Annotated in this window: 24 protein-coding genes and 1 tRNA gene; 20 read left to right on the top strand and 5 right to left on the bottom strand. The window is 37.8% G+C overall.

The features are described 5' to 3' along the window. Window positions 1-64: 64 nt before the first annotated feature. Window positions 65-150 (top strand) — tRNA-Leu (locus tag NE668_RS09145). Window positions 151-333: 183 nt separating this feature from the next. Then, window positions 334-975: a hypothetical protein gene (locus tag NE668_RS09140; RefSeq protein WP_227037803.1), complete on the top strand. Its 642-nt coding sequence runs from the start codon at window positions 334-336 to the stop codon at window positions 973-975. 109 nt (window positions 976-1,084) lie between these two features. Here the strand turns inward: NE668_RS09140 and pgtP are convergent, their stop codons facing one another. After that, a complete protein-coding gene (gene pgtP, locus NE668_RS09135) occupies window positions 1,085-2,458 on the bottom strand; it encodes a phosphoglycerate transporter PgtP (RefSeq protein ID WP_004693689.1) in 1,374 nt (457 codons plus the stop codon). Between the two features lie 211 nt (window positions 2,459-2,669). On the opposite strand from pgtP, the gene NE668_RS09130 reads away from it, so the two are divergent. Beyond that, window positions 2,670-2,882 carry a hypothetical protein gene (locus tag NE668_RS09130; protein WP_227037806.1) on the top strand — a complete coding sequence of 71 codons (213 nt, stop codon included), beginning with the start codon at window positions 2,670-2,672 and terminating at the stop codon, window positions 2,880-2,882. A 101-nt stretch (window positions 2,883-2,983) separates the two neighbouring features. On the opposite strand, the gene NE668_RS09125 is transcribed toward NE668_RS09130, so the two are convergent. After that, window positions 2,984-3,775 carry a carbon-nitrogen family hydrolase gene (locus tag NE668_RS09125; protein ID WP_227037809.1) on the bottom strand — a complete coding sequence of 264 codons (792 nt, stop codon included), beginning with the start codon at window positions 3,773-3,775 and terminating at the stop codon, window positions 2,984-2,986. 169 nt (window positions 3,776-3,944) lie between these two features. On the opposite strand from NE668_RS09125, the gene NE668_RS09120 reads away from it, so the two are divergent. From NE668_RS09120 to NE668_RS09060, 13 genes are all read left to right on the top strand, one after another. Beyond that, window positions 3,945-4,508 (top strand): nitroreductase family protein, encoded by a 564-nt coding sequence (locus NE668_RS09120; protein ID WP_227037812.1) that lies wholly within the window; start codon window positions 3,945-3,947, stop codon window positions 4,506-4,508. A 68-nt stretch (window positions 4,509-4,576) separates the two neighbouring features. After that, window positions 4,577-5,380, top strand: a complete 804-nt coding sequence (locus NE668_RS09115; protein ID WP_004693679.1) for a polysaccharide deacetylase family protein — start codon at window positions 4,577-4,579, stop codon at window positions 5,378-5,380. 11 nt (window positions 5,381-5,391) lie between these two features. Continuing rightward, entirely contained in the window at window positions 5,392-6,330 is a 939-nt protein-coding gene (locus NE668_RS09110) for a phosphodiester glycosidase family protein (protein ID WP_004693677.1), read from the top strand. 8 nt (window positions 6,331-6,338) lie between these two features. Then, complete coding sequence (locus NE668_RS09105) at window positions 6,339-7,286, top strand: hypothetical protein (RefSeq protein WP_004693675.1); 948 nt, start codon at window positions 6,339-6,341, stop codon at window positions 7,284-7,286. Between the two features lie 72 nt (window positions 7,287-7,358). Next, window positions 7,359-8,534, top strand: coding sequence for a glycosyltransferase family 9 protein (locus tag NE668_RS09100; protein ID WP_118090952.1), 1,176 nt, complete (start codon window positions 7,359-7,361; stop codon window positions 8,532-8,534). Further along, complete coding sequence (locus NE668_RS09095) at window positions 8,521-8,847, top strand: hypothetical protein (RefSeq protein ID WP_004698343.1); 327 nt, start codon at window positions 8,521-8,523, stop codon at window positions 8,845-8,847. The genes NE668_RS09100 and NE668_RS09095 overlap by 14 nt, the downstream gene beginning before the upstream one ends. A 544-nt stretch (window positions 8,848-9,391) precedes the next feature. Further along, entirely contained in the window at window positions 9,392-10,744 is a 1,353-nt protein-coding gene (locus tag NE668_RS09090; protein ID WP_004698340.1) for a pyruvate carboxylase subunit B, read from the top strand. 449 nt (window positions 10,745-11,193) lie between these two features. Next, window positions 11,194-12,534: a sensor histidine kinase gene (locus NE668_RS09085; protein ID WP_038149708.1), complete on the top strand. Its 1,341-nt coding sequence runs from the start codon at window positions 11,194-11,196 to the stop codon at window positions 12,532-12,534. Beyond that, window positions 12,531-13,220, top strand: coding sequence for a response regulator transcription factor (locus NE668_RS09080; RefSeq protein WP_004693664.1), 690 nt, complete (start codon window positions 12,531-12,533; stop codon window positions 13,218-13,220). Before NE668_RS09085 ends, NE668_RS09080 begins: the two co-directional genes overlap by 4 nt. 668 nt (window positions 13,221-13,888) lie before the next feature. Next, window positions 13,889-14,986 carry a S1C family serine protease gene (locus tag NE668_RS09075; RefSeq protein ID WP_004693659.1) on the top strand — a complete coding sequence of 366 codons (1,098 nt, stop codon included), beginning with the start codon at window positions 13,889-13,891 and terminating at the stop codon, window positions 14,984-14,986. A gap of 359 nt (window positions 14,987-15,345) precedes the next feature. Then, window positions 15,346-15,675 (top strand): PadR family transcriptional regulator, encoded by a 330-nt coding sequence (locus NE668_RS09070; RefSeq protein ID WP_004693657.1) that lies wholly within the window; start codon window positions 15,346-15,348, stop codon window positions 15,673-15,675. Then, on the top strand, window positions 15,662-16,237 hold the full coding sequence (locus NE668_RS09065) for a DUF1700 domain-containing protein (protein ID WP_004693654.1): 576 nt from the start codon (window positions 15,662-15,664) through the stop codon (window positions 16,235-16,237). The genes NE668_RS09070 and NE668_RS09065 overlap by 14 nt, the downstream gene beginning before the upstream one ends. Before the next feature lie 9 nt (window positions 16,238-16,246). After that, a complete protein-coding gene (locus NE668_RS09060) occupies window positions 16,247-16,654 on the top strand; it encodes a transcriptional regulator (protein ID WP_118090951.1) in 408 nt (135 codons plus the stop codon). 275 nt (window positions 16,655-16,929) lie between these two features. On the opposite strand, the gene pyrE is transcribed toward NE668_RS09060, so the two are convergent. Beyond that, on the bottom strand, window positions 16,930-17,517 hold the full coding sequence (pyrE, locus tag NE668_RS09055) for an orotate phosphoribosyltransferase (RefSeq protein WP_008602774.1): 588 nt from the start codon (window positions 17,515-17,517) through the stop codon (window positions 16,930-16,932). After that, complete coding sequence (pyrF, locus tag NE668_RS09050; RefSeq protein ID WP_004698328.1) at window positions 17,514-18,233, bottom strand: orotidine-5'-phosphate decarboxylase; 720 nt, start codon at window positions 18,231-18,233, stop codon at window positions 17,514-17,516. Before pyrF ends, pyrE begins: the two co-directional genes overlap by 4 nt. A gap of 188 nt (window positions 18,234-18,421) precedes the next feature. Between pyrF and NE668_RS09045 the strand changes: the two genes are divergently transcribed. Genes NE668_RS09045 through NE668_RS09030 form a run of 4 tightly spaced genes read left to right on the top strand, consistent with a single transcriptional unit; the run spans window position 18,422 to window position 21,489 of the window. Further along, window positions 18,422-19,051, top strand: coding sequence for a 3'-5' exonuclease (locus NE668_RS09045; protein ID WP_008602770.1), 630 nt, complete (start codon window positions 18,422-18,424; stop codon window positions 19,049-19,051). Between the two features lie 14 nt (window positions 19,052-19,065). Continuing rightward, entirely contained in the window at window positions 19,066-19,728 is a 663-nt protein-coding gene (deoC, locus tag NE668_RS09040; protein ID WP_118090950.1) for a deoxyribose-phosphate aldolase, read from the top strand. Window positions 19,729-19,781: 53 nt separating this feature from the next. After that, window positions 19,782-21,083 (top strand): pyrimidine-nucleoside phosphorylase, encoded by a 1,302-nt coding sequence (locus NE668_RS09035; RefSeq protein ID WP_004693643.1) that lies wholly within the window; start codon window positions 19,782-19,784, stop codon window positions 21,081-21,083. Between the two features lie 10 nt (window positions 21,084-21,093). Next, entirely contained in the window at window positions 21,094-21,489 is a 396-nt protein-coding gene (locus tag NE668_RS09030) for a cytidine deaminase (protein ID WP_004693640.1), read from the top strand. A gap of 39 nt (window positions 21,490-21,528) precedes the next feature. On the opposite strand, the gene NE668_RS09025 is transcribed toward NE668_RS09030, so the two are convergent. Next, entirely contained in the window at window positions 21,529-22,347 is an 819-nt protein-coding gene (locus tag NE668_RS09025) for a MetQ/NlpA family ABC transporter substrate-binding protein (protein ID WP_004693637.1), read from the bottom strand. Window positions 22,348-22,410 lie beyond the last annotated feature (63 nt).

Raw genomic sequence — 22,410 nt, 5'->3', positions numbered from 1 at the left:
CAACGGACTGAAAATCCGTGTGTCGACAGTTCGATTCTGTCCTGAGGCACCATTTGTATTCCATGCGGTTGTGGTGGAATGGCAGACACGCCATCTTGAGGGGGTGGTGAGCTAACGCTCGTGCGGGTTCAAGTCCCGCCAACCGCACCAAATATAAGGACCTACAGTTTACTGTAGGTCTTTTTTTCGTTATTTTGATATTAAAATACATTTAATGAGTTTATCTTCTCCTTTTAAATCTGAGAAGTGTTGGCAGGTTTTCACAATCCGTGTACAATCATAGTAATTAGTAATATACATTTATATATATAGTTTTCAATATGAGAGAAGATCATGGTTTTTAATTATGGTGAGACATTACGTATCCGAAGGGATCTATATACGATTTTAGGCAAAATACGCTACATTGATACTCATGGAAAAATTAGGTATGAGTATAAGTTAGTTAGACATAAGAATAATGCAGAGTTTTGGCTCAGTTGGGATAAGAAGCGAGATGCGTACCAGTTTTCCAAGTTGTGTGGAAAAGTGCTACCAGCCGATATGAAACTCATAGATAGTGGTTATGAGATGGTAACGGGCACTTGGGGTGAGGTAGACGTAGGTACTACTGATACTGCTAAATATAAAGAGTATGAAAATGCTGATGGTACTGCTACGTTTTCTGTTCAAGAGTGGGCTTTTGAAACGGAATATTCAAAAGGCTTTTATATTAATAAAGAATACGTATCTGTCGAAAAGGATTCAGAGGTAACCGAGTCTATTCTAGATAAAATGGATACGATTAAGAAGCTGAAGTTCATAGGACCAGTCGGTTGGATTTTGGGGAACTTACTACTTTATATGCCAATCTTTGATATAAAAATATTGAATGATGTACGTGATGTACTTACATGGCCTTATATAGTAGCTGGGAGTATAGTCCTTGGTATCATTGTGGTTTGTGCTTTCATTATTTCCAGAACTATGCGTTGATGAAAACACATCGGTTATATAGGAGTCCCTTTCGTGGGGTAAATAAAAGGTCGTAACATGTATTAATACATATTACGACCTTTTTACTATAGGATTTATTTGTTAGGGGTTAGCTATTAGCTTCAGCTGGTTGAAGTTGTTCAAGTTCAGCTTCTTTAGCATCTAATTCTTTGGCGCCAAAATGAGCCAATACACAGAATGTAATACAAAGAACACATGCTACTAATAAAAGATAGAAACCTGCATTCCAACCAAATTTATCTGCTAAAACACCAAATAGTGTTGTACCTAAGTTTGCACCAACAATGTAACTCATGAATCCACGAAGACCAACAGCAGAACCTACTGCAAATGGTGGTACAATATCCATAGTTTGTACTGAAGCTAAGAATTGAGGAATGTAGATTAAACAACCTACAATAGCAGCGAAGAAAGTAACCCATAAGAGAGACTCGCTTTGCCAATAACCAAATATACAGAAGAAGATAATACTTATAGCAATGATTGCAGGTGGCATGCGATAACCTTTAAAGAATTTATCGGAAATGTAACCTGCAAAAATAGTTGAAGGGATAGCCGCCCATTCAAAGAATAAAAAGGCAACAGACATTTCTGCTTTGGAGAAACCCTTTACTTGTAATAAATAAATTGGAAGCCAAGTAAGCATACCAAAGCGAATCATGTAAACAAAGGTGTCAACTAATGATACATACCAAGCGTTTTTATTTTTCAATACGTATTTTACAAAGATTTCTCTTGTGCTCATATGCGGTGCTTCAGAACTTCTGTGCGCCTTATGCGCTGTGTCGGCGATGATTTCACTTGTTGGTGGTAAGCCTTCACGTTCAGGGCTTTCTTTGATTAAGAAAGAAATGGCAATTGCTATGATAACTGCAATAAGCGCTGGTACACCATAACTCCCTAATTGCCAGTGATCTGTAGTAGTGAAATATAATGCGGCGGCTACGATTGGTGCTACGATACCACCACCGAGATTGTGTGAAATATTCCAGATAGCTCCATAACGGCCACGTTCCTGTTTTGGGTACCATTTAGCTAAGGTGATAAAGGATGGTCCTACACCAAATCCTTGGAAAAAGCCATTTAGTACTACTAAAACTAAGAAGAAGGCGAGACTATCGGCAAAGCTCATAAAGATATTGATAATTGCACAGCAAATGAGACCGAAAGCCATAAACTTGGCAGGACTTGCTTTGTCTGCAAGACTACTCATAAAGCCTTTACTTAAACCATAAGCGATAAGCATACCACTAGATAGCAAACCAATTTCTGTTTTGCTCATATGGAGGATATCTGATAAAAAGTGTGTTGATAAGGCAAAGTTATTACGAACAATATAGTACGCAGCATAACCTATAAAAATACCAATTAATGATTGCAATCTATATTTATAATATAGATTCATAATCATGCTTTGTGGAACTGATGATTTTGCCTCTTTAGGTTGTAGAAATGAAAACATAGTTATTACCTTTCTTTCTTAATAACTAAATCCTATTGCATTGTTAATACTACCATTTCTATAGAATTCATGTAAATGATTTATGAGATAAAAATATTAATTTACAATTTAAATTGTTGATTATTAGCTGAAGATGTGTATAGAAAATATTTGAATTATAGACAAGTACTTTTTAATATATTAGATTAAATATATTGGGAGGTTATTATCTATGAAATATTTACGCCGTGAACTTAATCAAGTAGAAAAAGAATATGTAAAACAATTTGGTGAAGATTCTTTAAATCGTGTCATCCTTCATGATCCTGATACAAAGGATAAACAAGATGTGCAAGATACTATTGATATTCTAAAAGAAGCAATTGCGAAAAATAAACCTCTAGAACAGGTTCCAGAGGATATGTGGAAGCTTATTGAGTTTTAATGTATATGAATTCCATACAATAAAAAGGCACATTGTTTTATGCGCAGACCATCTATAAATGAATTGTTTAAGATGGTAGTTCAAAACAATGTGCCTTTATGTTATAGGTTATAGAGTTCAGGTTTGCGATCTCTAAAGATGTTGATTTTATTGCGGATATCTTCTACTACGGTGAGGTCGATATCTACAGATGAGATGCCTTCCACGGTGTCCATTTCGAGGAGGTTTGTACCCCATGGATCGTATACAGCGGAGTGACCAGTGCTTTGAACTCGACCTACAGTACCACAGCCGTTGACAGCACATAAGAAGAGTTGGTTTTCAATAGCTCGCACTTCGTTTAATACTTGCCAGTGACGTAGACGCATAGTTGGCCATTGGGCTGGTACAAATAACAATTCAGTACCAGGTAATGCAGCCATTCTTACTAGCTCGGGGAATCGGATATCGTAACAGATGACGGTGCTACAAGGGATTCCATCTAGTTCAAAATGCGTAGTATGGGTACCGCTAGCAAAATAGGTATCTTCTTTAGCTGGGCTAAAACCGTGCATTTTGGAATATTCTCCTACGAGCGTGCCTTTACGGTTGTAAGCATAGGAGGTATTAAATACTAAATCCTCTTTTGCTACGGCTACAGAACCGCCCACAATGTTTACATTGTGTTCCTTGGCGAATGTACTTAATAAAGCTTTTGTTCTTTCTCCGTTTCTGTCAGAAATATTGATTAAATCCTTAGATGGATGAAATCCTGTATTCCATGTTTCGGGCAAGACGATAATGTCAGGCTTTTCTGATAGGGCTTGTGAAAGTAATTCTTGGACGCGCGCATAATTGTATTCCACTTCGTTTACATAGACGTCCATTTGTATAAGGCTTAAGCGTTTTTTCATAAGAAATCCTTTGTCTATTGGATAAGCATAATTTTAGAAATATGTATTATAATTAGAATATTAAAGCATTATTGAACGGATTACAATATAGCTCTAAATAATCGTAGAAGTTTTGAATGATTTTAGATACCGAAGATTTATATGAATTTAGATGTTTTGGTGAAATATTATGGAATTAACAGAAGTTATAAACTCTCGTACTAGCGTACGTAAATATAAAGAAACTCAATCAGTAGGGGTCAACATAATTCAGGAGTTAGTATCTCTTGGTATGCGAGCTCCATCCCCTAAAAATCGTCAGCCCTGGCATGTTATTCATGTGACGGCAGTGGAGAAAGAACATTTTGTGAATTTAGGCTTTCAGGTATTAGAGCAATATAAAGAGCGAAAAGAACATTTTGGTAGCTTAGAAATTAGCCTTAAGGCTATGCAAACAGCTAGCGATATACTTTTTGTAGTTAATCCTTATGATCACTTGCCTGACTATACTCGCGTGTGGGAGAAAAGTGATTTACAAGCTATTGGTGCTTTTGTAGAGCATATTCTACTGGGGGCTAAAGCGATTGGGTTAGGTACACTGTGGATGAATGATGTGTATTTTATGCAAAGTGAAAGTAAAGCCTTTTTAAATATTCTTCACGATGTACAGGCAATCATTGCTATTGGTATTCCAGATGAAACTATGTATCCTAGACCTCGAAAATCGATTGATGAAGTACTAATAAAGCGTTAATTTTTACTATTCTTCATGGAAATGTTATAATATTCTGTATATAATTGTGTTCTAATAGAGGAGGACCTATGAAACGGATTCCGTTGGTAACACTGTTAGTTTTGGTATTGGCAATGGTTGTGGCAGGTTGTGGATTGCTTTCACAAAAAACAGAACCTACTAGTTCAGTACCGCCTGCAAAAGAAGTTAAGATGGTACATCCAACGGGTATTCCTGTTCTTATGTATCATAAAGTCGGCGACGACAAAGATAATGATGCAGTTATTCGGGAGGATTTGTTTAGAGAACAAATGAAGTTCCTCAAGGATAATGGCTATAATCCATTGACGATGGATCAATTGTATGATTATGTTGTAAATGGTGCTGCGGTGCCTGAAAAACCTGTTGTTTTAACCTTTGATGACGGTTATGCAGATACATATTCTATCGTATATCCAATTATGAAAGAATATGGATTCCCGGCGACTGTATTTATCAATCCTGGCGATGTTGGGACGCGTCTAACTTGGGATCAGGTGCGTGAAATGCACAAAAATGGTATTACTATTTCAAACCATGGTTTCCAACATATAGAAATGGGCCAATTGTCAGAAGCAAAACAAATTGAAAATATTACAAAGGCCCAAGAGGCACTTGCTAAAGAAGTAGGCATTAAGGATAATCCTTGGTTCTGCTATCCATATGGAGATAAAAATGAATTCACCGACTCAGCATCTAAGAAAGCTGGTATTAAAATGGGGATGGCTATGAAATCTGGCTGGGCTCATACTGGTGATAATCCATATAATATTTTGCGTGTTTGGGTAGGCAATGCGGTGGATATCAAGCATTTTGAAGAACGCATTAGCACCGAACATTTCACTGATTTATAAGGAGAAATACATTGTTCAAAAAGAATTGGGTAAAGTTCATCATTATGGTGTTCTTATTTACCGTTGTCACATCACCCTTCGTGGTGCTCTTTGGACCATTTAATAATGTAAAGCGCGCTGTAATTGGCGCTATCTTACAATCTCGCCATCCTCATTACATTACATGGTTGTTTAATGAAGACGAATTACAATCTATTTTGGGGACTGTAGGGGTTGTTAAAAGCCAAGATTTGTTCAAGTTTAATGCTCGTGAAGATAAGACTTTAAATCTTGAAAAAATCCAGTCTGCTCGTTATGTAGGCTATATTTTAGAAATTCCTGATCCTCGTCGTATTCAAGTAGGTACAGCGGCTAATATTCAAGAAAAAGGCGATACTACAAGTAATATTGCAAAAATGAATAATGCTGTAGCAGCGATTAATGGCGGTGGTTTCCACGACCCTAATGGTACTGGTACAGGCCGTTTGCCATATGGTTTCATCTTGCATGATGGTGAGTACGTTATCGGTAAGGATGTAGGCCCTGATGAAGACGTAGACTTTGTAGGTTTCTCTAAATCTGGTAATCTTATCGCTGGTAACTATGATAAAACTCAGCTTAGTGATATGAAGGCCATGGAAGGTATTACCTTTGGTCCACCTCTTATCGTTGATGGCAAGAAGATGATTACCGAAGGTGATGGTGGCTGGGGCGTAGGTCCTCGTACTGCTATCGGTCAAAAGAAAGATGGCACAGTGCTATTCCTTGTAATCGATGGTCGCCAACCAGGGTATTCTATTGGGGCTACCTTGCGTGACGTACAAGATATTCTATTTGAAAAAGGTTGCTACATTGCAGCAAATTTAGATGGCGGTTCTAGTTCAACTTTGTACCTAAATGGTAAAGTCGTAAATAAACCTGCCGATTTGTTAGGGGAACGCATGATCCCAACGGCGTTTATCGTGAAATAGGAGGACAGATGAAACCTTTTACGCGTGTACTGAGCGCCTTTGCGGTAGGTATTCTTCTGCAAGGTGGGGTATACCTATACCTTGATCAATATATATTTGCACCGACTACAGAGTTTAACGTAGCAGGCGCATCAAAAGATGATACGAAAAACTTCCCTGATGTGAAGGAAGGCACTAAGTATGTATCCTATGACCGTCAATTTATGGCTGTTGTTACAGAGAACTCTCTAAAAATTTACAAGGCTAATGAAAGTAAGCCCACAAATATCGATTTGAAGGGCCGTTCGATTAGTTACTTCAACTGGATGCCAGACCGTAACTATGCTGTCATGGGTTTATATGACTCCAGAGATGTTGTCATGGCTCGTCTTAATGCGGATGACCCCGAACACGAAGTTGATACAAAACTTGAAGACTTGCCTCGGGGCAGTAAAATCGTAGATGCTGCGTACTCTGAAGCGACAAATGTGGTGTATATGAAGGTAAAAGTTCAAGAACACACATATCGCATTTATCGTACCGATGCTAACTACGATACACGTCGCGTTTACATGCAAGCTACTGATATCGGTCATATCGGTGTATTCTACGATGAAGATAACTTCTTCTACGATAATGTCAGAACTGGGGATGTATTCATGTTCAACGGCATTGAAGGGGGATGGCGTGTTATCAACCCTGAAGGGCGTTTCCGCTTTATCGGTGTTGATATGGACAAAACCATCTACATCGCCCGTGTTGATGAGGACAATAATGCATTGACTGTTTACACTGGTAAATTAGGTGTAGGCTTCAATCCAGTTTACAAATACAACCACCCTACTACATTTAATGAGTTGACATTATCAGATGTAAAAAACATCATTAAGAATGGTAGTGAAGAAACTACTAAGGTAACAGAAGATACTACATCTTCTAAATCATCAAATAGTAGTGGTAGTAAAAAGAAATCTTAAGAAAAAGCCTTTATAATGTTCTTTCATTATAAAGGCTTTATTCCTATAATAGTATGTACCCTAAGGATATCTATGAATATATTATTTGTACGCCTTAGTTACATAGGTGATGTTTTGCATGCTACACCTGCTGCGCGGTGGATTAAGGAACAGTATCCTGATGCTAAGTTGCATTGGATTGTAACGCCTAGTATGGTAGAGCTCCTGCAGGGCAATCCCTATGTAGATAAAATAATTCCCTGGGAACGGGATGAATACGAGGCACATTCTAAAAAACTACATATTCCTACAATGTGGCGCATGTGGTGGGATCTTAAGGCCAAATTAGAGCCTTATAAATTTGATGTAGCCGTTGATGTGCAAGGGCGACTCATAACAGGGCTAGTACTATTAGCTTCAGGAGCCCCCATTAGACTTGGCCTTGGTGGTACAAAAGAGTTGAATTGGCTGTTTACTAACTATAAAACGAAGCCTAGTACAGAACACGTGATTAAACGCTATGTAGAGGTAGCTCAGTTGTTAACAAAGGCTATTACTGAACATGCAAATTTAGATACATCGCTTAACATTGATAAATACGGTATTGAGAGCAGTTGTTTACTAAATGAATCTAATGCTAATACGCTATACCACATGGATTTTCAGGTGCCAACAAATTTACATAGTTGGGCAGAAAATCAATGGAAGTCGATTGATAATGACGTTTTTTTACATCGAGGCGTGGTAGAAACTCCGTTACGCATTGGGCTGGTATTAGGTACCTCTTGGGTAACGAAAGAGTGGTCTCAGGAAAAATGGTATTCTCTCATTAAATCCCTTCAATATAGAGCGAAATTTGTTTGTTTAGGTGGCCCTAAAGAGGCTGCTCAATACAAACCCTTGCTGGACTCTTTGACAGATGAGGGTATTGATAAAATTGTTCTGAATATGTTAGGGAAAACGACACTTCAAGAATTAGGGGCTTTAATTGAAAGTTGTGATGTAGTAGTTACTGCAGATACGGGAGCTCTGCATATTGCGTTAGCTTTAAATAAGCCTGTAGTAGCACTCTTTGGCCCTACTGACCCTAAATTATGGGGCCCTCTGACGGGGACATTTAAGGTGCTCGTAAATGATGAATTAGATTGCTTAGGCTGCCGAAAACGACGTTGTCCTAAGCCTAATCAATATTGTATGTCTGGTATTGATCCAGTACGTGTAAAGAAAGCAATTTTTGAACTGATAGGAGATACACATGGCAAAGTTTAAAATTCAAAAAGGTTTATCCGATGCGGATATGATGAAAAATTTTAAGGATACAGAAAATTTCGAAGATACTATGCTCAATATGGAGCGAGATGCTAAGAAACCAGTAGTTCATCAAAGTCCAAAGCAAAAAGAAGATGCTTTTTACCGTGAGTTCTTAACTGAAAAAGTAGAGACTATGATTGGTAAAATGCTCCTTGATATTAAGATGGAGTATTTTAAAGAAGGGGAAGGGGCTTTCTCTATTCAGGTGAAACGGGAAGGTAAAAATATTGTCCTAGAAACTGCGCCTAAAAAGGTTAAGCCTGAGAAGTAAGCCGTATAATGGGGACTCTCAAATTTTAAAGAATAGGTCAGAACCTGTCCGTAAATGGGCAGGTTCTTTTGCATGTTTATGCATTTAAAAATATCGGCTTAGTTATTAATAAAATTGATAAGCTTATAAACATACCGACGTTTATCGAATTACTACATTTATAAATACCGATATATTTTGAAAAGTATTTAATAATAACCAAAAATTATTACGATATAATTTTTAGTTTCTCATTAAAATGAGCAATTACAAAAAAATTAATTTGATTAAACATACATGCTAAACTCTAGTTCCTCTGCAGTTTTTTGTGATAATCATCACGAAAAAATCATCTTTGAATACATGAGATTATGAGTAAATAGCATAATGTGGTTGTTGACAAAGAATTTTATAAGTAGTCTAATATAAGTATGTATTACGATTTTAGCGCGTTTGGCTAGTGTGAGCAGACATCGAAAAAATCGTAAAAAAAATAGGTATGAGATAGTTGTTTAATGAGTGTATAAAGTTACATACACAGACTATTTCGATTTGGAGGATTAACATGGCTAAAAAATTAAGAATTTGCGAAACCGTTCTTCGTGACGGTCATCAATCTATTTTGGCAACACGTATGCGCTACGAACAAATGGAACCAGTGCTCGGCCTTTTAGATGATATTGGTTATGAAGCTCTTGAATGTTGGGGCGGCGCTACTTATGACAGCTGTCTTCGTTTCTTGAATGAAGATCCATGGGAACGCCTTCGCAAATTGAAAGCTAATTTGAAAAATACCCCATTGCAAATGTTGCTTCGCGGTCAAAATTTGTTGGGCTATAAACACTACTCCGACGACGTAGTAGAAGCATTCTGTAATGCGGCTGTAAAAAATGGTATCGACCGTATCCGTATTTTCGACGCATTGAATGACCCACGCAATATGGAAGCTGCTATTAAGTACTCCAAAAAAGCTGGTGCACACGTTCAATCCGCTATGGTATACACAATTTCTCCAGTTCACACAACTGAAAGCTTCTTGAAAGTAGCTGAAACTTTGGTAGAAATGGGTACTGATTCCCTTTGTATCAAAGATATGTCCGGTTTGTTAGGACCTGCTGATGCATATGATTTGGTTTCTACTTTCAAAAAACGTTTTGGCGAATTGCCAATCGATTTGCATAGCCATTTCACTTGCGGTCTTGCTAGTACTACATACTGGGAAGCTGCTAAAGCTGGCGTAGATATCATCGATACTGCTATCTCTCCATTTGCTCATGCAACTAGCCAACCAGCTACTGAAACTATGATTGAAATGTTCAAAGGTACTGAATGGGATCTTGGTCTTGACCTTGATAAATACATTCCATTAGTTGACCACTTCCGTAAAGTAAAACAACAAATCGCTGAAGAATTCAACTTGAAACCAGCTAGTGATGTAATCCCTGCTGTTCGTCGTTACCAAATTCCTGGCGGTATGTTGTCCAATACTCAAAACCAATTGAACGAAATGGGTATGGGCGATCGCTTCTTTGACGTTATGGATGAAATGCCACGCGTTCGTGAAGACTTGGGTTACCCTCCATTGGTAACTCCAACATCCCAAATCGTTGGTACAATGGCTATGATGAACGTTATGATGGGCGACCGTTACAAAATGGTTCCTAACGAAGTTAAAGATCTTGTTCGTGGTAAATATGGTCAATTACCTGGTACAATTTCTGATGATATTCGTCAAACTATCATTGGTGATGAACAACCTATTACTTGCCGTCCAGCAGATCTTATCGAACCTGAATTGGAAGGTTACCGTCAAGATTTAGCTTCTAAAGGCTACAATGGCATCACTGACGAAGACGTATTGACTTACGCTATGTTCCCAGAAGTTGCTATTAACTTCTTCGATGCAAATCGTCGTTAATCCAAATTTTAAAAGAGGATTCTTAGGAATCCTCTTTTTTTTGACCATATTTAAACTATCCTCATAGAGAAATAGTATAATTCAGTATATATTTTGTTTTATTAAATGAAGAGATTCAATAGTTGTTTCATTTTTTATATTTTAGCTTTTTTATAAACAGTATAGACGAGTTCCTATTAAAAGGGGAGACTAAGGAACTATGAAATATCAGATATTACCAATTTTCATATCGCCATAAGATACATGGGTGCGTGTGAAAATATAATTTTTACGAAAAGTATTAGATATTAAAAGGGTCGAGATACCTTTGAATAATCGGTCAATTATAAACTACGTATGAAAGAATAGTGAAAAATATGTTGGATATTTGCGTGTTTTACTTGCGTTAAGTTATAAAAATAGCGTAAACTATAGAGAGTATCTACTATTTATGATATTGAGGTAATCCTGTGAATTTACAAATACGAATTTGGATATCCAATGTTGTGCTGTTTGTTGTACCTATTTTAATAGCAATTATTTTATTTTTGCTATATTTTACAGGTTTGCGCATATTGGCCAATGCCGGTTACTATTTGCGTATTGAGCAGGAACAACAGTTTAAAAGTGTCAGTCGAATAACTGAAACCATTACCTTTTATGGGTTAGAAAATGATCTAATTAATAGCTTGGTTAAGCCTAGCTATAGCTTACTTGATCCAAAGGAAGTATATGTTGAAGTACTTGATCAAGGAAGTATGGTGTATAACTACGGTAATCCACAAATCTATAGTGCTTCTGCCATTGTTGGTCTTATTGATGTTAACCCTGAATTACAGGGCATCGTATATCAATCCAATAATACTTTCGTTTATGAAATGAGAAAGTACGATGGACGTCATTCCTATGTATACCATATTGCGATTAGGCGTGCTACTCATGGTAGTGATAGCTTAATGGAATCCGTATCTTTCTATATTATCGTAGTTTCCATATTGCTCTTTATTGTTACATTTTTTGCTATTAACCGATTTGTTACACGATTTATCATGATTCACGTTAAGAATATGACAAAGTCGTTAGAAATGGCGAATCGTCAAATTGAAATGGAACAGGAGCAACAAAAAGAGCTACTCGCTGGTATATCCCATGATATACGAACTCCATTGACGGCTATTAAAGCGTATGCTGAAGGCGTTCGTGACGGTATTGCACCAACGGAAGAGCAACAAAAAAGATACATGGGGATTATTTTGAAACGGGCCAATGATTTAGATTCTATGTTAGAGGAACTATTCCTCATAACAACATTGAACTATAAAAAAGAATCTCGTCCATCTGAGCGAATTGAATTAGGTCAGTTTGTACGTGACTTTGTAGAAGATCATTTAGCTCCGTATCAATCGAAGGGGCTTGAGATTAAGGCCCGTATAGCTACGGAAACACCTTTTATCAATGCTAACCCACAATTGTTACAACGTGTTTTGCAGAATGTGTTGAACAATAGTGCTAAGTATAAAATGACCGATATTGGTCACTGCGTCATAGATGTAACGAGTGATGATGATTTTGTATACTGTGTCATCAGTGATGATGGACCAGGTGTACCGCCAGAATCTCTAGAGCGTCTGATGCGACCATTCTATCGTGTAGATTCGTCTCGTACGAATCCTCAAGAAGGTAGTGGCCTAGGATTGTCGATTATCCGTCGAATTATGGAAATCTTTGAAGGCCGAGTTGTGATTGAAAATGTAAGGCCACATGGTCTACGTATTATATTAGAGTTTCCTAAGCAAGGAGAAGAATCATGAGTGAACATATCTTAATTATTGAAGACGATTTGGATATTGCCAATATTGAGCGTGATTATTTAATGGTGGCGGGCTATGACGTAACGATTATGACTAATGGTACAGATGGCATTGAAGCAGCATTAAATACTCCTGTAGACCTTATTATCCTTGATGTTATGTTGCCAGAAATGGATGGCTTTGAAGTTTGTCGTCAAATTCGTGACAAAGTTCGTGTGCCAATCGTTATGGTAACTGCGCGTCTTGATGATATCGACAAAATCCGTGGCTTAGGCGTAGGCGCTGATGATTATATTGAAAAGCCATTCTCTCCATCTGTATTGATTGCGAAGATCAAAGCTATGTTGGCGCAATATAAACGTTTAACAGAGCGCGATGCAATGGAAACAAACGCTATTCAATCCGGTGAAATCCGTCTCGACCCTAAAATGATGAAAGTATGGGTGAATGAAAAAGAAGTTCATCTCAAAAAGAAAGAATTCCAATTGTTGGAGTTCTTGATGCGTAACCGTGATATTGTATTTAGCAAAGAAGAATTGTATTCTCGTGTATGGGGACTTGACTCCTATGGTGATTATGCAACTGTAGCAGTTCATATTAATCGTTTACGTGAAGAAATTGAGGATAATCCATCCGATAGTAAGCATATTATTACAGTGTGGGGTGTAGGGTATAAATTTGTTTAGTATCGAGAATATGCATTCACATTATACTCACGTTGTTCGTGGCTGTTGATTAGATATGACTTTATAGAGATTTTATTATAGAGATATAATCAAAGGTTTAAGAATTGTTTATATAGTTACTTTGATAGTTTAGATATTCCATGTATACTTATTTAAGTAAGGCTGACTATGACTCTAGATAAGTAATATTTTAACTTCTCTCTCTTAATAAGTTCTCTCTAAAGCTTATCTAGATCACATATACTCTCTCTCTCAACAGTCCTTACACTCTCAAACTATATGCATAAAGGGCATTTGCTAGCGACGGCTAGTAAATGCCCTTTATGTTTTTTAGATTTTAGATATTTGAATACATTCTATACAGCTTCTTTCAGGATTCTAGGTATTTATCTAGTGGAGGATATACGGTTATAATAATTATACTTTCATAAGAAAAGTTATAAATTGGTATCTTGCATTGTAAAAGCAGGCGTACTATAATAGGTTCATCAAAATCAATTTTATAAAATTGATTTTGAGATGATTTGAATTAGTGTGAGACGTGGCGTATTTATAAAGTATCATAATTATATGATTTATGATTTGGTTCTTATTTTACCTTTTATAATCATCATTAAGACGTTATGGGTGATGTAGAAGAATATTAAGAAGAATATAAGGAGATCTACATGACATTTTCAAAATATAAGAAAACAGTAATTGCGTGTATTCTTGCTTTGGGTATTGGGGTAGGCGGAGGATACTATTTCTTTGGCAGCCCTGTTAATACGCAACCAACAAACGTGAGAGAACAAACTAAACAGACTAAGCCTATTACTGAAACGCGTAATACCTATGTAGTACAAGCAGCTAAAGAATCTGGGCCAGCTGTAGTAGGGATTACAACACAAGTATTTCAAAAGGATATTTTTAACCGTACTATCTATGCTGGAGAAGGTGTCGGATCTGGTGTGCTTATCGATAATGACGGACATATTATAACAAATAAACATGTGGTAGCGGGGGCTAGAAATGGGGAGGTTACAGTATCATTGTCTGATGGCAGTACGGTGACGGGGACTGTTATAGGTTCAGATTCACAGACGGACTTAGCAGTTGTAAAAATTAAACCTCCAAAAGATATTAAACCTATCAAAATTGGTGACTCTGACTCCTTGCAAGTGGGGGAGCCAGCTATTGCTATTGGCAATCCTTTAGGTCTTGAGTTTAAAGGTTCAGTTACCTCTGGTGTTATTAGTGCCTTAGCACGTACAATTGATGATCAAGGTCAACGATTCCCATTGATTCAAACTGATGCAGCCATTAATCCAGGTAACTCAGGTGGTGCGCTTATTAATGCAGATGGTGAGTTAATTGGTATCAATAGCTCTAAAATCTCTAAAGAGGGAATTGAAGGTATGGGCTTTGCTATTCCAATTAATTCTGCGATGACAATTGTTGATTCTATTATTAAAAATGGTAAGGTCATTCGCCCTTATATTGGGGTGTGGGCTGTAGACCGTCAAACTGCAGCGCGCAATAATGTAACCTATGAAGGTGATGGACTTCTTGTTGTTCAACTTGATTCTAATGGTCCTGCTGCACAAGCTGGTCTCGTAGAAGGGGATACGATTGCACAAATTGATGGTAAAGATATTACTACATTACTTGAATTAAAAGAACAAATTGATGCTAAGAGCCCTGGAGATACAATTTTGGTATCCTATACTCATAACGGCAAAATGAAGAGTGCACAGCTTAAATTAGGGGAAGCGTCTTCAAATTAGAATCTAGTAAATAAAACTTAATTAAGTATTCCAATAATGCACTACTTTCTTTTGTAGTGTTAGAAAATCCTCATCTTTTAGATGAGGATTTTTAGTTATAATAGGGTGCTTTAATAGATTTTGTATAAAAAATACCATAAATAAGAAAATTTTTTTGAAAAAATTTTTCCCTATAAACGCAGAAATTAACTGTGTTTATAGATTAGAAATAAGAAAAAATATATTAAATTTCAATATTTTTTTACAAAGTACCTTGCGTTCCGAGGTACCTTATGTTATTATGTATTTGTCAGTACATGATAGTGACCGTAAGAGAGCTTTCACATTGGCAGGCAAGCACAGCCTAAAAGGGAGGAACTATGCAAGTTCAATTAAAAAAAGGTGTTATGGACATGCTGGTGCTAGCATTACTAACACAAAATGATCGCTACGGATATGAAATCGTAAGCACCATTTCAGAATATATTGAAATATCTGAAGGAACGATATATCCATTGTTTAACAGACTGAAAAAAGAAAAGTATGTTGAAACATATTTGAAGGAGTCTTCTACAGGTCCATCACGGAAATACTATCATATCACGAACGAAGGCCGTGCAGCATATAACAAGATGCGTCAAGAATGGGATGATTTTTCTGGTGTTATCAATATGCTGTTGAAAGGAGTCGATAATAATGAACAAAAATAGCTTTTTGGATGCATTGCGTAATATATTTAAAAAAGCGCGTGTTGCAGATGTGGAGAGTATTATAGAGGTTTATGAAGAGCATTTTGCGGTAGGTTATGAAAAGGGGCTTACCGATAGTGAGATCATTAAATCATTAGGGACTCCAGAGGAAATATATGCATCCTACGTAGATGCAGGTATCATTACAGACACAATGAATCAAGATGGTAGCGAAAGCAAATCCGTTAATATGCAGGAAATTTATGCACGATTTGATGATTATAAAGAACGTCTTTTACCTCAATTACCGGGGATGGCTAAAAAAGCATCTAAGACTTTGCTCTCTATTGGAAGTGCCTTATCCTATATTGTAGGTGCTCTTATATTCATTATTACACCGGCTATCTTGTTCTTGTTAGGAAGCTCTTGGCAACCATTTGAGAATGTAACAGCATTCCCAGTATTATCTATCGTAACTTTAGTGGCACTTGGTGGTGTAGGTTTATTTGGTGGACTTACATGCGTCTTTGTTGGTACAGAGCTTCGTGGTGTGCGTGAACGTTACTTCCGCAGTGTGGACTAAGGAGGATTTATGAGACGAATTATAATCACAGCAATTCTTACTGTAATTTGTGCTGTTGGGGCAGTTACATCGTTTGCAGTTAATGATTTACCTAATTTCGGTGAATGGATGAAAACGAATGAACAACAGTTTAGAAAACCACATAGACATGATGGTCCTAATCAGTATATGGATAAACATATGATGCCTCAAGATGGTATGGGGCCAAATAATGGCCAACATATGCACCAAAATGGTCAAAATCAAATGATGCCTCAAGATGGTATGGGACCAAATAATGGCCAGCATATGCACTCAAATGGTCAAATGCCTCCGCAAGGTCAAATGCCTATGCAAGGCCAACCACCTCAACAACCTAATGGCAATGCACCACAACAACAAACTGATCAAGGTGCACCACAAACTACACAAAACTAACGATACTTTATGAGTCCATTTCTCTCATAAGATATAGAGAACGTGGTCATGAAAGTGCATTCATGGCCACCATAGAGTCACACACTCTATGTGATACATTCGTATCAGAATCTCTCTCTTACACACAATAACTACACACAAACAAAAAGAGCTCCTCAGCGAAGGAGCTCTTTTTGTATCTATTTATAAATATAGACAGTAGTTGATGGACTGGGAATATTTTATTAACTTCCTAATGAAAAACGACCTATGCATGTATATAGGTCGTTAAAAAATTATTTGATGTGTTTAGAACCGCGTTCTGTCATAGCTACGCCGTCTTTGCAAAGAGGGCATTCTTCAGGTTTATAAGTTGGAACTTCAAGATTAAGTAATGCTTGTACCTTTTCATGAGGTACACCGAATTCTGCTTTGCCCCCAGAACGGTTAACAAGAAGGCCTACACCTACGATTTCACCACCGGATTGGTTGACAACATTTACTACTTCTTGTACAGAGCCACCAGTAGTTACGATATCTTCAACGATAAGTACTCTTGTGCCTGGCTCGATTTTAAAGCCACGACGTAATGTCATAACGCCTTTTTCGCGTTCTGTGAAGATAGCACGGGTGCCAAGCGCTTTACCTACTTCGTGAGCAAGTAAGATGCCGCCGGTCATAGGTCCAATAACAAGTTCCACATTTTGATCGCGGAAGCGTTCAGCTAATTCTTTACAAAGTTTTTCCGTATATTTTGGATGTTGTAATACATTAAATTTTTCAACGTACATTGGACTGTGGAGACCAGATGTCAAAAGGAAGTGACCTTCTAAAATAGCTTGAGTGTCGATCAGTAATTGTTTTACTTCTTGTTCTGTCATCATTTGGATACTTTCTCCATTTCTTCAATAATTAAACGAACCGCTTCACGAGGGTTTTCGGCTTGTGTAATAGGTCGACCGATAACAAGGCGAGATGCTCCATCTTGTAATGCACTAGCTGGTGTAGCAACCCGTTTTTGGTCGTCTGTTGTTGCAAAGGAAGGGCGAATACCAGGGGTAACGATGAGGAAGTCATCGCCACATGCTTCACGAATCATTTTAGCTTCTAATGCGGAACATACAACACCATCCATACCACAGTCCTTAGCGAGTTTTGCAAGTCGAATGACTTGGTCGGAAATTGGTAGCTGACCACCAATAGCAGTCCAAGATTCATCGTCAAAGCTAGTTAATGCGGTGATGGCTAATAATTTTGGGCGTTCCACGCCTAGTTCTTTGCCACTCTCACGAGCTGCCTCAACAGCAGCTTTCATCATGACAGGACCACCTTGACCATGTAAAGTAATTAAACTAGCGCCGAGACGTGTTAAGGAAGCTACGCCATGGGCTACGGTATTTGGAATGTCGTGTAATTTCAAATCAAGAAATACTTGTTTGTTTTGCTCCTGTAAAAAACGAATTGTTTTTGCTCCTTCGGCGTAGAATAGCTCCATGCCGACCTTGTAAAAGCTAACCGAATCACCGAGGGATAATACGATTTCTTTCACTGCATCCATCGTGGATACGTCAAGGGCAACGATTAATCTGTCATCTGCCATGTTGCAACCTCCATACTACATACATATCTAAATAATTTTCACATACTGAGGGCCTATCTGTCAATTAAAATTGGTGTGAATGAGGTGATTATTGGTCACCTTTGAACAGTAGATTATAGTCTATTTCATGCTATAATAAGTAGAGTAAATGAATATAATTCTTATATATAGATTTTGAAAGGAGTCCTATGTTAGATTTTGTTGCATTAGACTTTGAAACAGCAAATAAATTTAAAAATAGTGCGTGCTCCTTGGCGGTTATTACCGTAAAGGACGGACAAATTACCAAAAAAGCATATAGCCTCATCAAGCCTCCGTTTATGAGTTTTGATGATGAATGTATTGAAATTCATGGTATCCAACCGAAGGATGTTCTTCATGAAAAGACCTTTGATCAGTTGTGGAATGCCATTTATGAAAACCATTTAAAAGGTAATATTATGGTGGCTCACAATGCGAAATTCGATATGAACGTATTGCGTGCTACTTTAGATTATTATAAAATCCCTTGGCCAGAACTAGATTATGCATGTACAGTTAAACTTTCACGTGCGGTATGGCCTGATTTGGTTAATCATAAGTTGAATACAATGGCCGCATATATTGGAGTTGAGTTTAAACATCATTATGCACTGGATGATGCAGAGACTTGTGCAAAGGTTGTATTAGAAGCTGCTAAGTTGAAAGGCGTTAATAGTTTACCAGATTTATTAAAGGCTACAGGTGTACCATTAGAACCATTCATTGATGATAAAAATCGCTCTGCTCAAGATGCATTACATAAAGAGCCAGAACCAGAACAAATGTCGTTCTTTTAGTGAGGAGAGGTACTATGTTGGGGAAAGAATTATTAGCTTATGTAGATCATACATTATTGCGTCCTACAGCTACATGGGATGATATTAAAGAAGTTTGTGATGATGGTATAAGGTATAAAACTGCATCTGTTTGTATTCCTCCAGATTTTGTAGCATCCGCCCATGAAGCATATCCAGAACTTAACATATGTACCGTTATCGGCTTCCCTTTAGGATATGAAACAACAGAGGTAAAGGTGGCAGAAACGAAACAGGCCATTGAAGAGGGCGCTTCTGAAATTGATATGGTTATTAATCTTGGAGATGTAAAGCAAGGTGATTTTGAAGCGGTAACTAGCGAAATTGAGGCGCTTAAGAAGGCTTGTGGTGATAAGATTTTAAAAGTTATCATTGAAACTTGTTATCTTACAGATTCTGAAAAGGTAGCGCTTTGCAAATGTATTACAAATGGTGGCGCAGACTATATTAAAACATCTACTGGATTTGGTAGCGGCGGTGCAAGCCTTGAAGATATTAGACTCTTTAAAAAGCATATTGGTCCTAATGTACAGATTAAGGCCGCAGGTGGTATTCGCTCTATTACGGATATGAAAGCCTATATTGCAGAAGGTTGTAGCCGAATTGGAGCCAGTGCAGCTGTAGAGTTACTAAAGAATCACTTGAACGAAGAAGTATAATAGAAAACCACCTAGGCTATGCTTAGGTGGTTTCTTAGAATGGCGGTGTAACTATGCGTATGTATGATATTATTCTGAAGAAAAGGGCGAACTTGCCGTTAACAGATGAGGAAATCCGCTTTGTCATAGATGGTTATGTAAAGGGGGAAATCCCTGATTACCAAGTGAGTGCGCTCTTGATGACCATAGTTTTTAATGGTATGAATGCTCGCGAATTAGGAACTTTGACCTTGGCTATGGCTCAATCAGGTAATATGGTAGACTTGTCAGATATTGATGGGATTACTGTAGATAAACATAGTACAGGGGGCGTAGGAGATAAGACAACACTTATTATTGCGCCTCTCGTAGCCGCTTGTGGTGGCAAGGTGGCTAAGATGTCTGGCCGTGGACTTGGTCATACAGGTGGCACTATCGACAAGATGGAATCTATTCCAAATTTAAAGGTATCTTTAGAGCAAGATGCTTTTATCAATCAAGTTAATAAAATTGGTCTTGCTGTTATTGGTCAGTCGGAAGGGCTTGCACCTGCTGATAAAAAGCTATATGCTTTGCGCGATGTGACGGGAACTGTGGATAGTATCCCTCTTATTGCATCCTCTGTTATGAGCAAAAAATTGGCTTCTGGTGCTCAAGCAATTTTGTTAGATGTAAAGGTTGGCAGTGGTGCCTTTATGAAAAACATAGAGGATGCTCGTGCATTAGCAAAAGCAATGGTAGATATTGGAAAGGAAAATGGCCGTTCAGTTAAGGCTGTTTTAACCGATATGGATCGACCACTAGGTCATGCTATTGGAAATGCCTTGGAGATTCGCGAGGTTATTGAAACGTTGAAAGGTCATGGTCCAGAGGATTTAACGCATGAATGTATTATCATGGCTGCTCATATGCTCGTATTGAGCCATATTTGTGATTACGAAACTGCTCTTAATCGTGTGCAACAAGCACTAGATTCTGGGGCCGCTCTTGAACGGTTACGTTTAATGATTAAAGCCCAAGGTGGAGATAGCCGAGTTATCGATGATGAAAGTGTATTAACAATAGGTAAGTTTACCTATGATGTAATATCGCCTCAAGACGGTTATATTACCCATATGAATACAGAACAATGCGGCATTGCATCCGTCATACTGGGGGCAGGTCGGATTATTAAAGATGGTCCCATCGATTATAGTGCAGGTATTCTAATGCACAAAAAAACTGGGGACGCCGTTAGCATGGGTGAAAGGATAGCTACACTATATGCTTCTGATGAAAGTTTATTCACTAATGCGGCTCAGACCTATTTAGCAGCGATTACTATTGGTAATACTGTACCTAAAGTAGTGGATACTATACTTGATATTGTAGAGTGAGGAGCGCAAAATGAAAGAAAAGGATATTCAAAAGCTCATCGATCGTGCCATTGTGGCTCGCGACAAAACCTATAGTCCTTATTCACATTTTGGCGTGGGCGCAGCCCTTCTTTGCGAAGATGGAACCATCTATGAAGGGTGTAATATAGAAAACGCTTCTTATGGATTAACTAATTGTGCGGAGCGAACTGCTATATTTAAGGCTGTGTCGGAAGGGCAAACAAAATTTAAAGCCCTTGCCGTAGTTGCTGATACGGAAGGGCCTTGTGCACCATGTGGTGCTTGTCGTCAGGTGATTTCTGAATTTGAAATACCTCGTATTATAATGGCGAATTTAAGAGGGGACTATACAGTTGTTGAATTAGAAGGTTTATTACCTTTTAGATTTGGGGCCGATAACATATAAAAAAGAGACCACGTTGATGTGGTCTCTTTTTGGTATACCTTAGAATGCAGGAACAATAGCACCTTGGTATTTTTCTTGGATGAATTTGATAATTTCAGGACTATGAAGTGCAGCCATCAATTTTTTGATGCGAGGGTCATTTTCATTGCCTTTAAGTACAGTTACGATATTTACATAAGGGGAATCGTTAGTTTCAATTGCCAATGCATCTTTGCCAGGGTTAAGACCTGCGTTTAATGCAAAGTTAGTGTTGATAGCGGCTAAGGCTACATCGTCAAGGGAACGAGGTACTTGTGCTGCTTCTAATTCTACGAATTGATATTCGTTAGGGTTCGCAGTAATATCTTGTACGGTAGATAAGATGTTTGTAGAGTCTTTTAATGTAATTAGACCTTGTTTTTGTAACAACAATAATGCACGACCACCGTTTGTAGGGTCATTAGGAATAGCGATTTTAGCGCCTTTTGGAAGATCTTTCAAATCTTTGATTTTACGGGAGTATAAACCCATTGGCTCAAGATGAACACCACCGGCAGATACTAAGTCAAGTTTGTGAGCTTTTGCGAATTCCTCCATGTAAGGTACGTGTTGGAAGAAGTTGGCATCAATCTCTTTGTCCCCTAAAGCCAAGTTAGGTGTGTTGTAATCAGTAAATTCTGTGATTTTTAATTCGATACCATCTTTTGCTAAGATTGGTTTAACTTGTTCCAAAATTTCTGCGTGAGGTACTGCTGTTGCCCCGATTTTTAATACTTGTTTGCCATCGCTAGCAGCTTGTTTGTTGTCGTTACCACAGCCTGCGATTAATAAAGCGCCGCCAAGGATGACAGTAGCTGCCAATGCTAAAAATTTTCTCATTAGACACACTCCTTATACAATAATTACATATAAAATATTAAATCTATAGTACTAAATAATTTC

The organism is Veillonella parvula (assembly GCF_024461875.1).
Taxonomy (GTDB): Bacteria; Bacillota; Negativicutes; order Veillonellales; family Veillonellaceae; genus Veillonella; species Veillonella parvula_I.
This window is presented reverse-complemented; position numbering and strand designations above follow the sequence as displayed.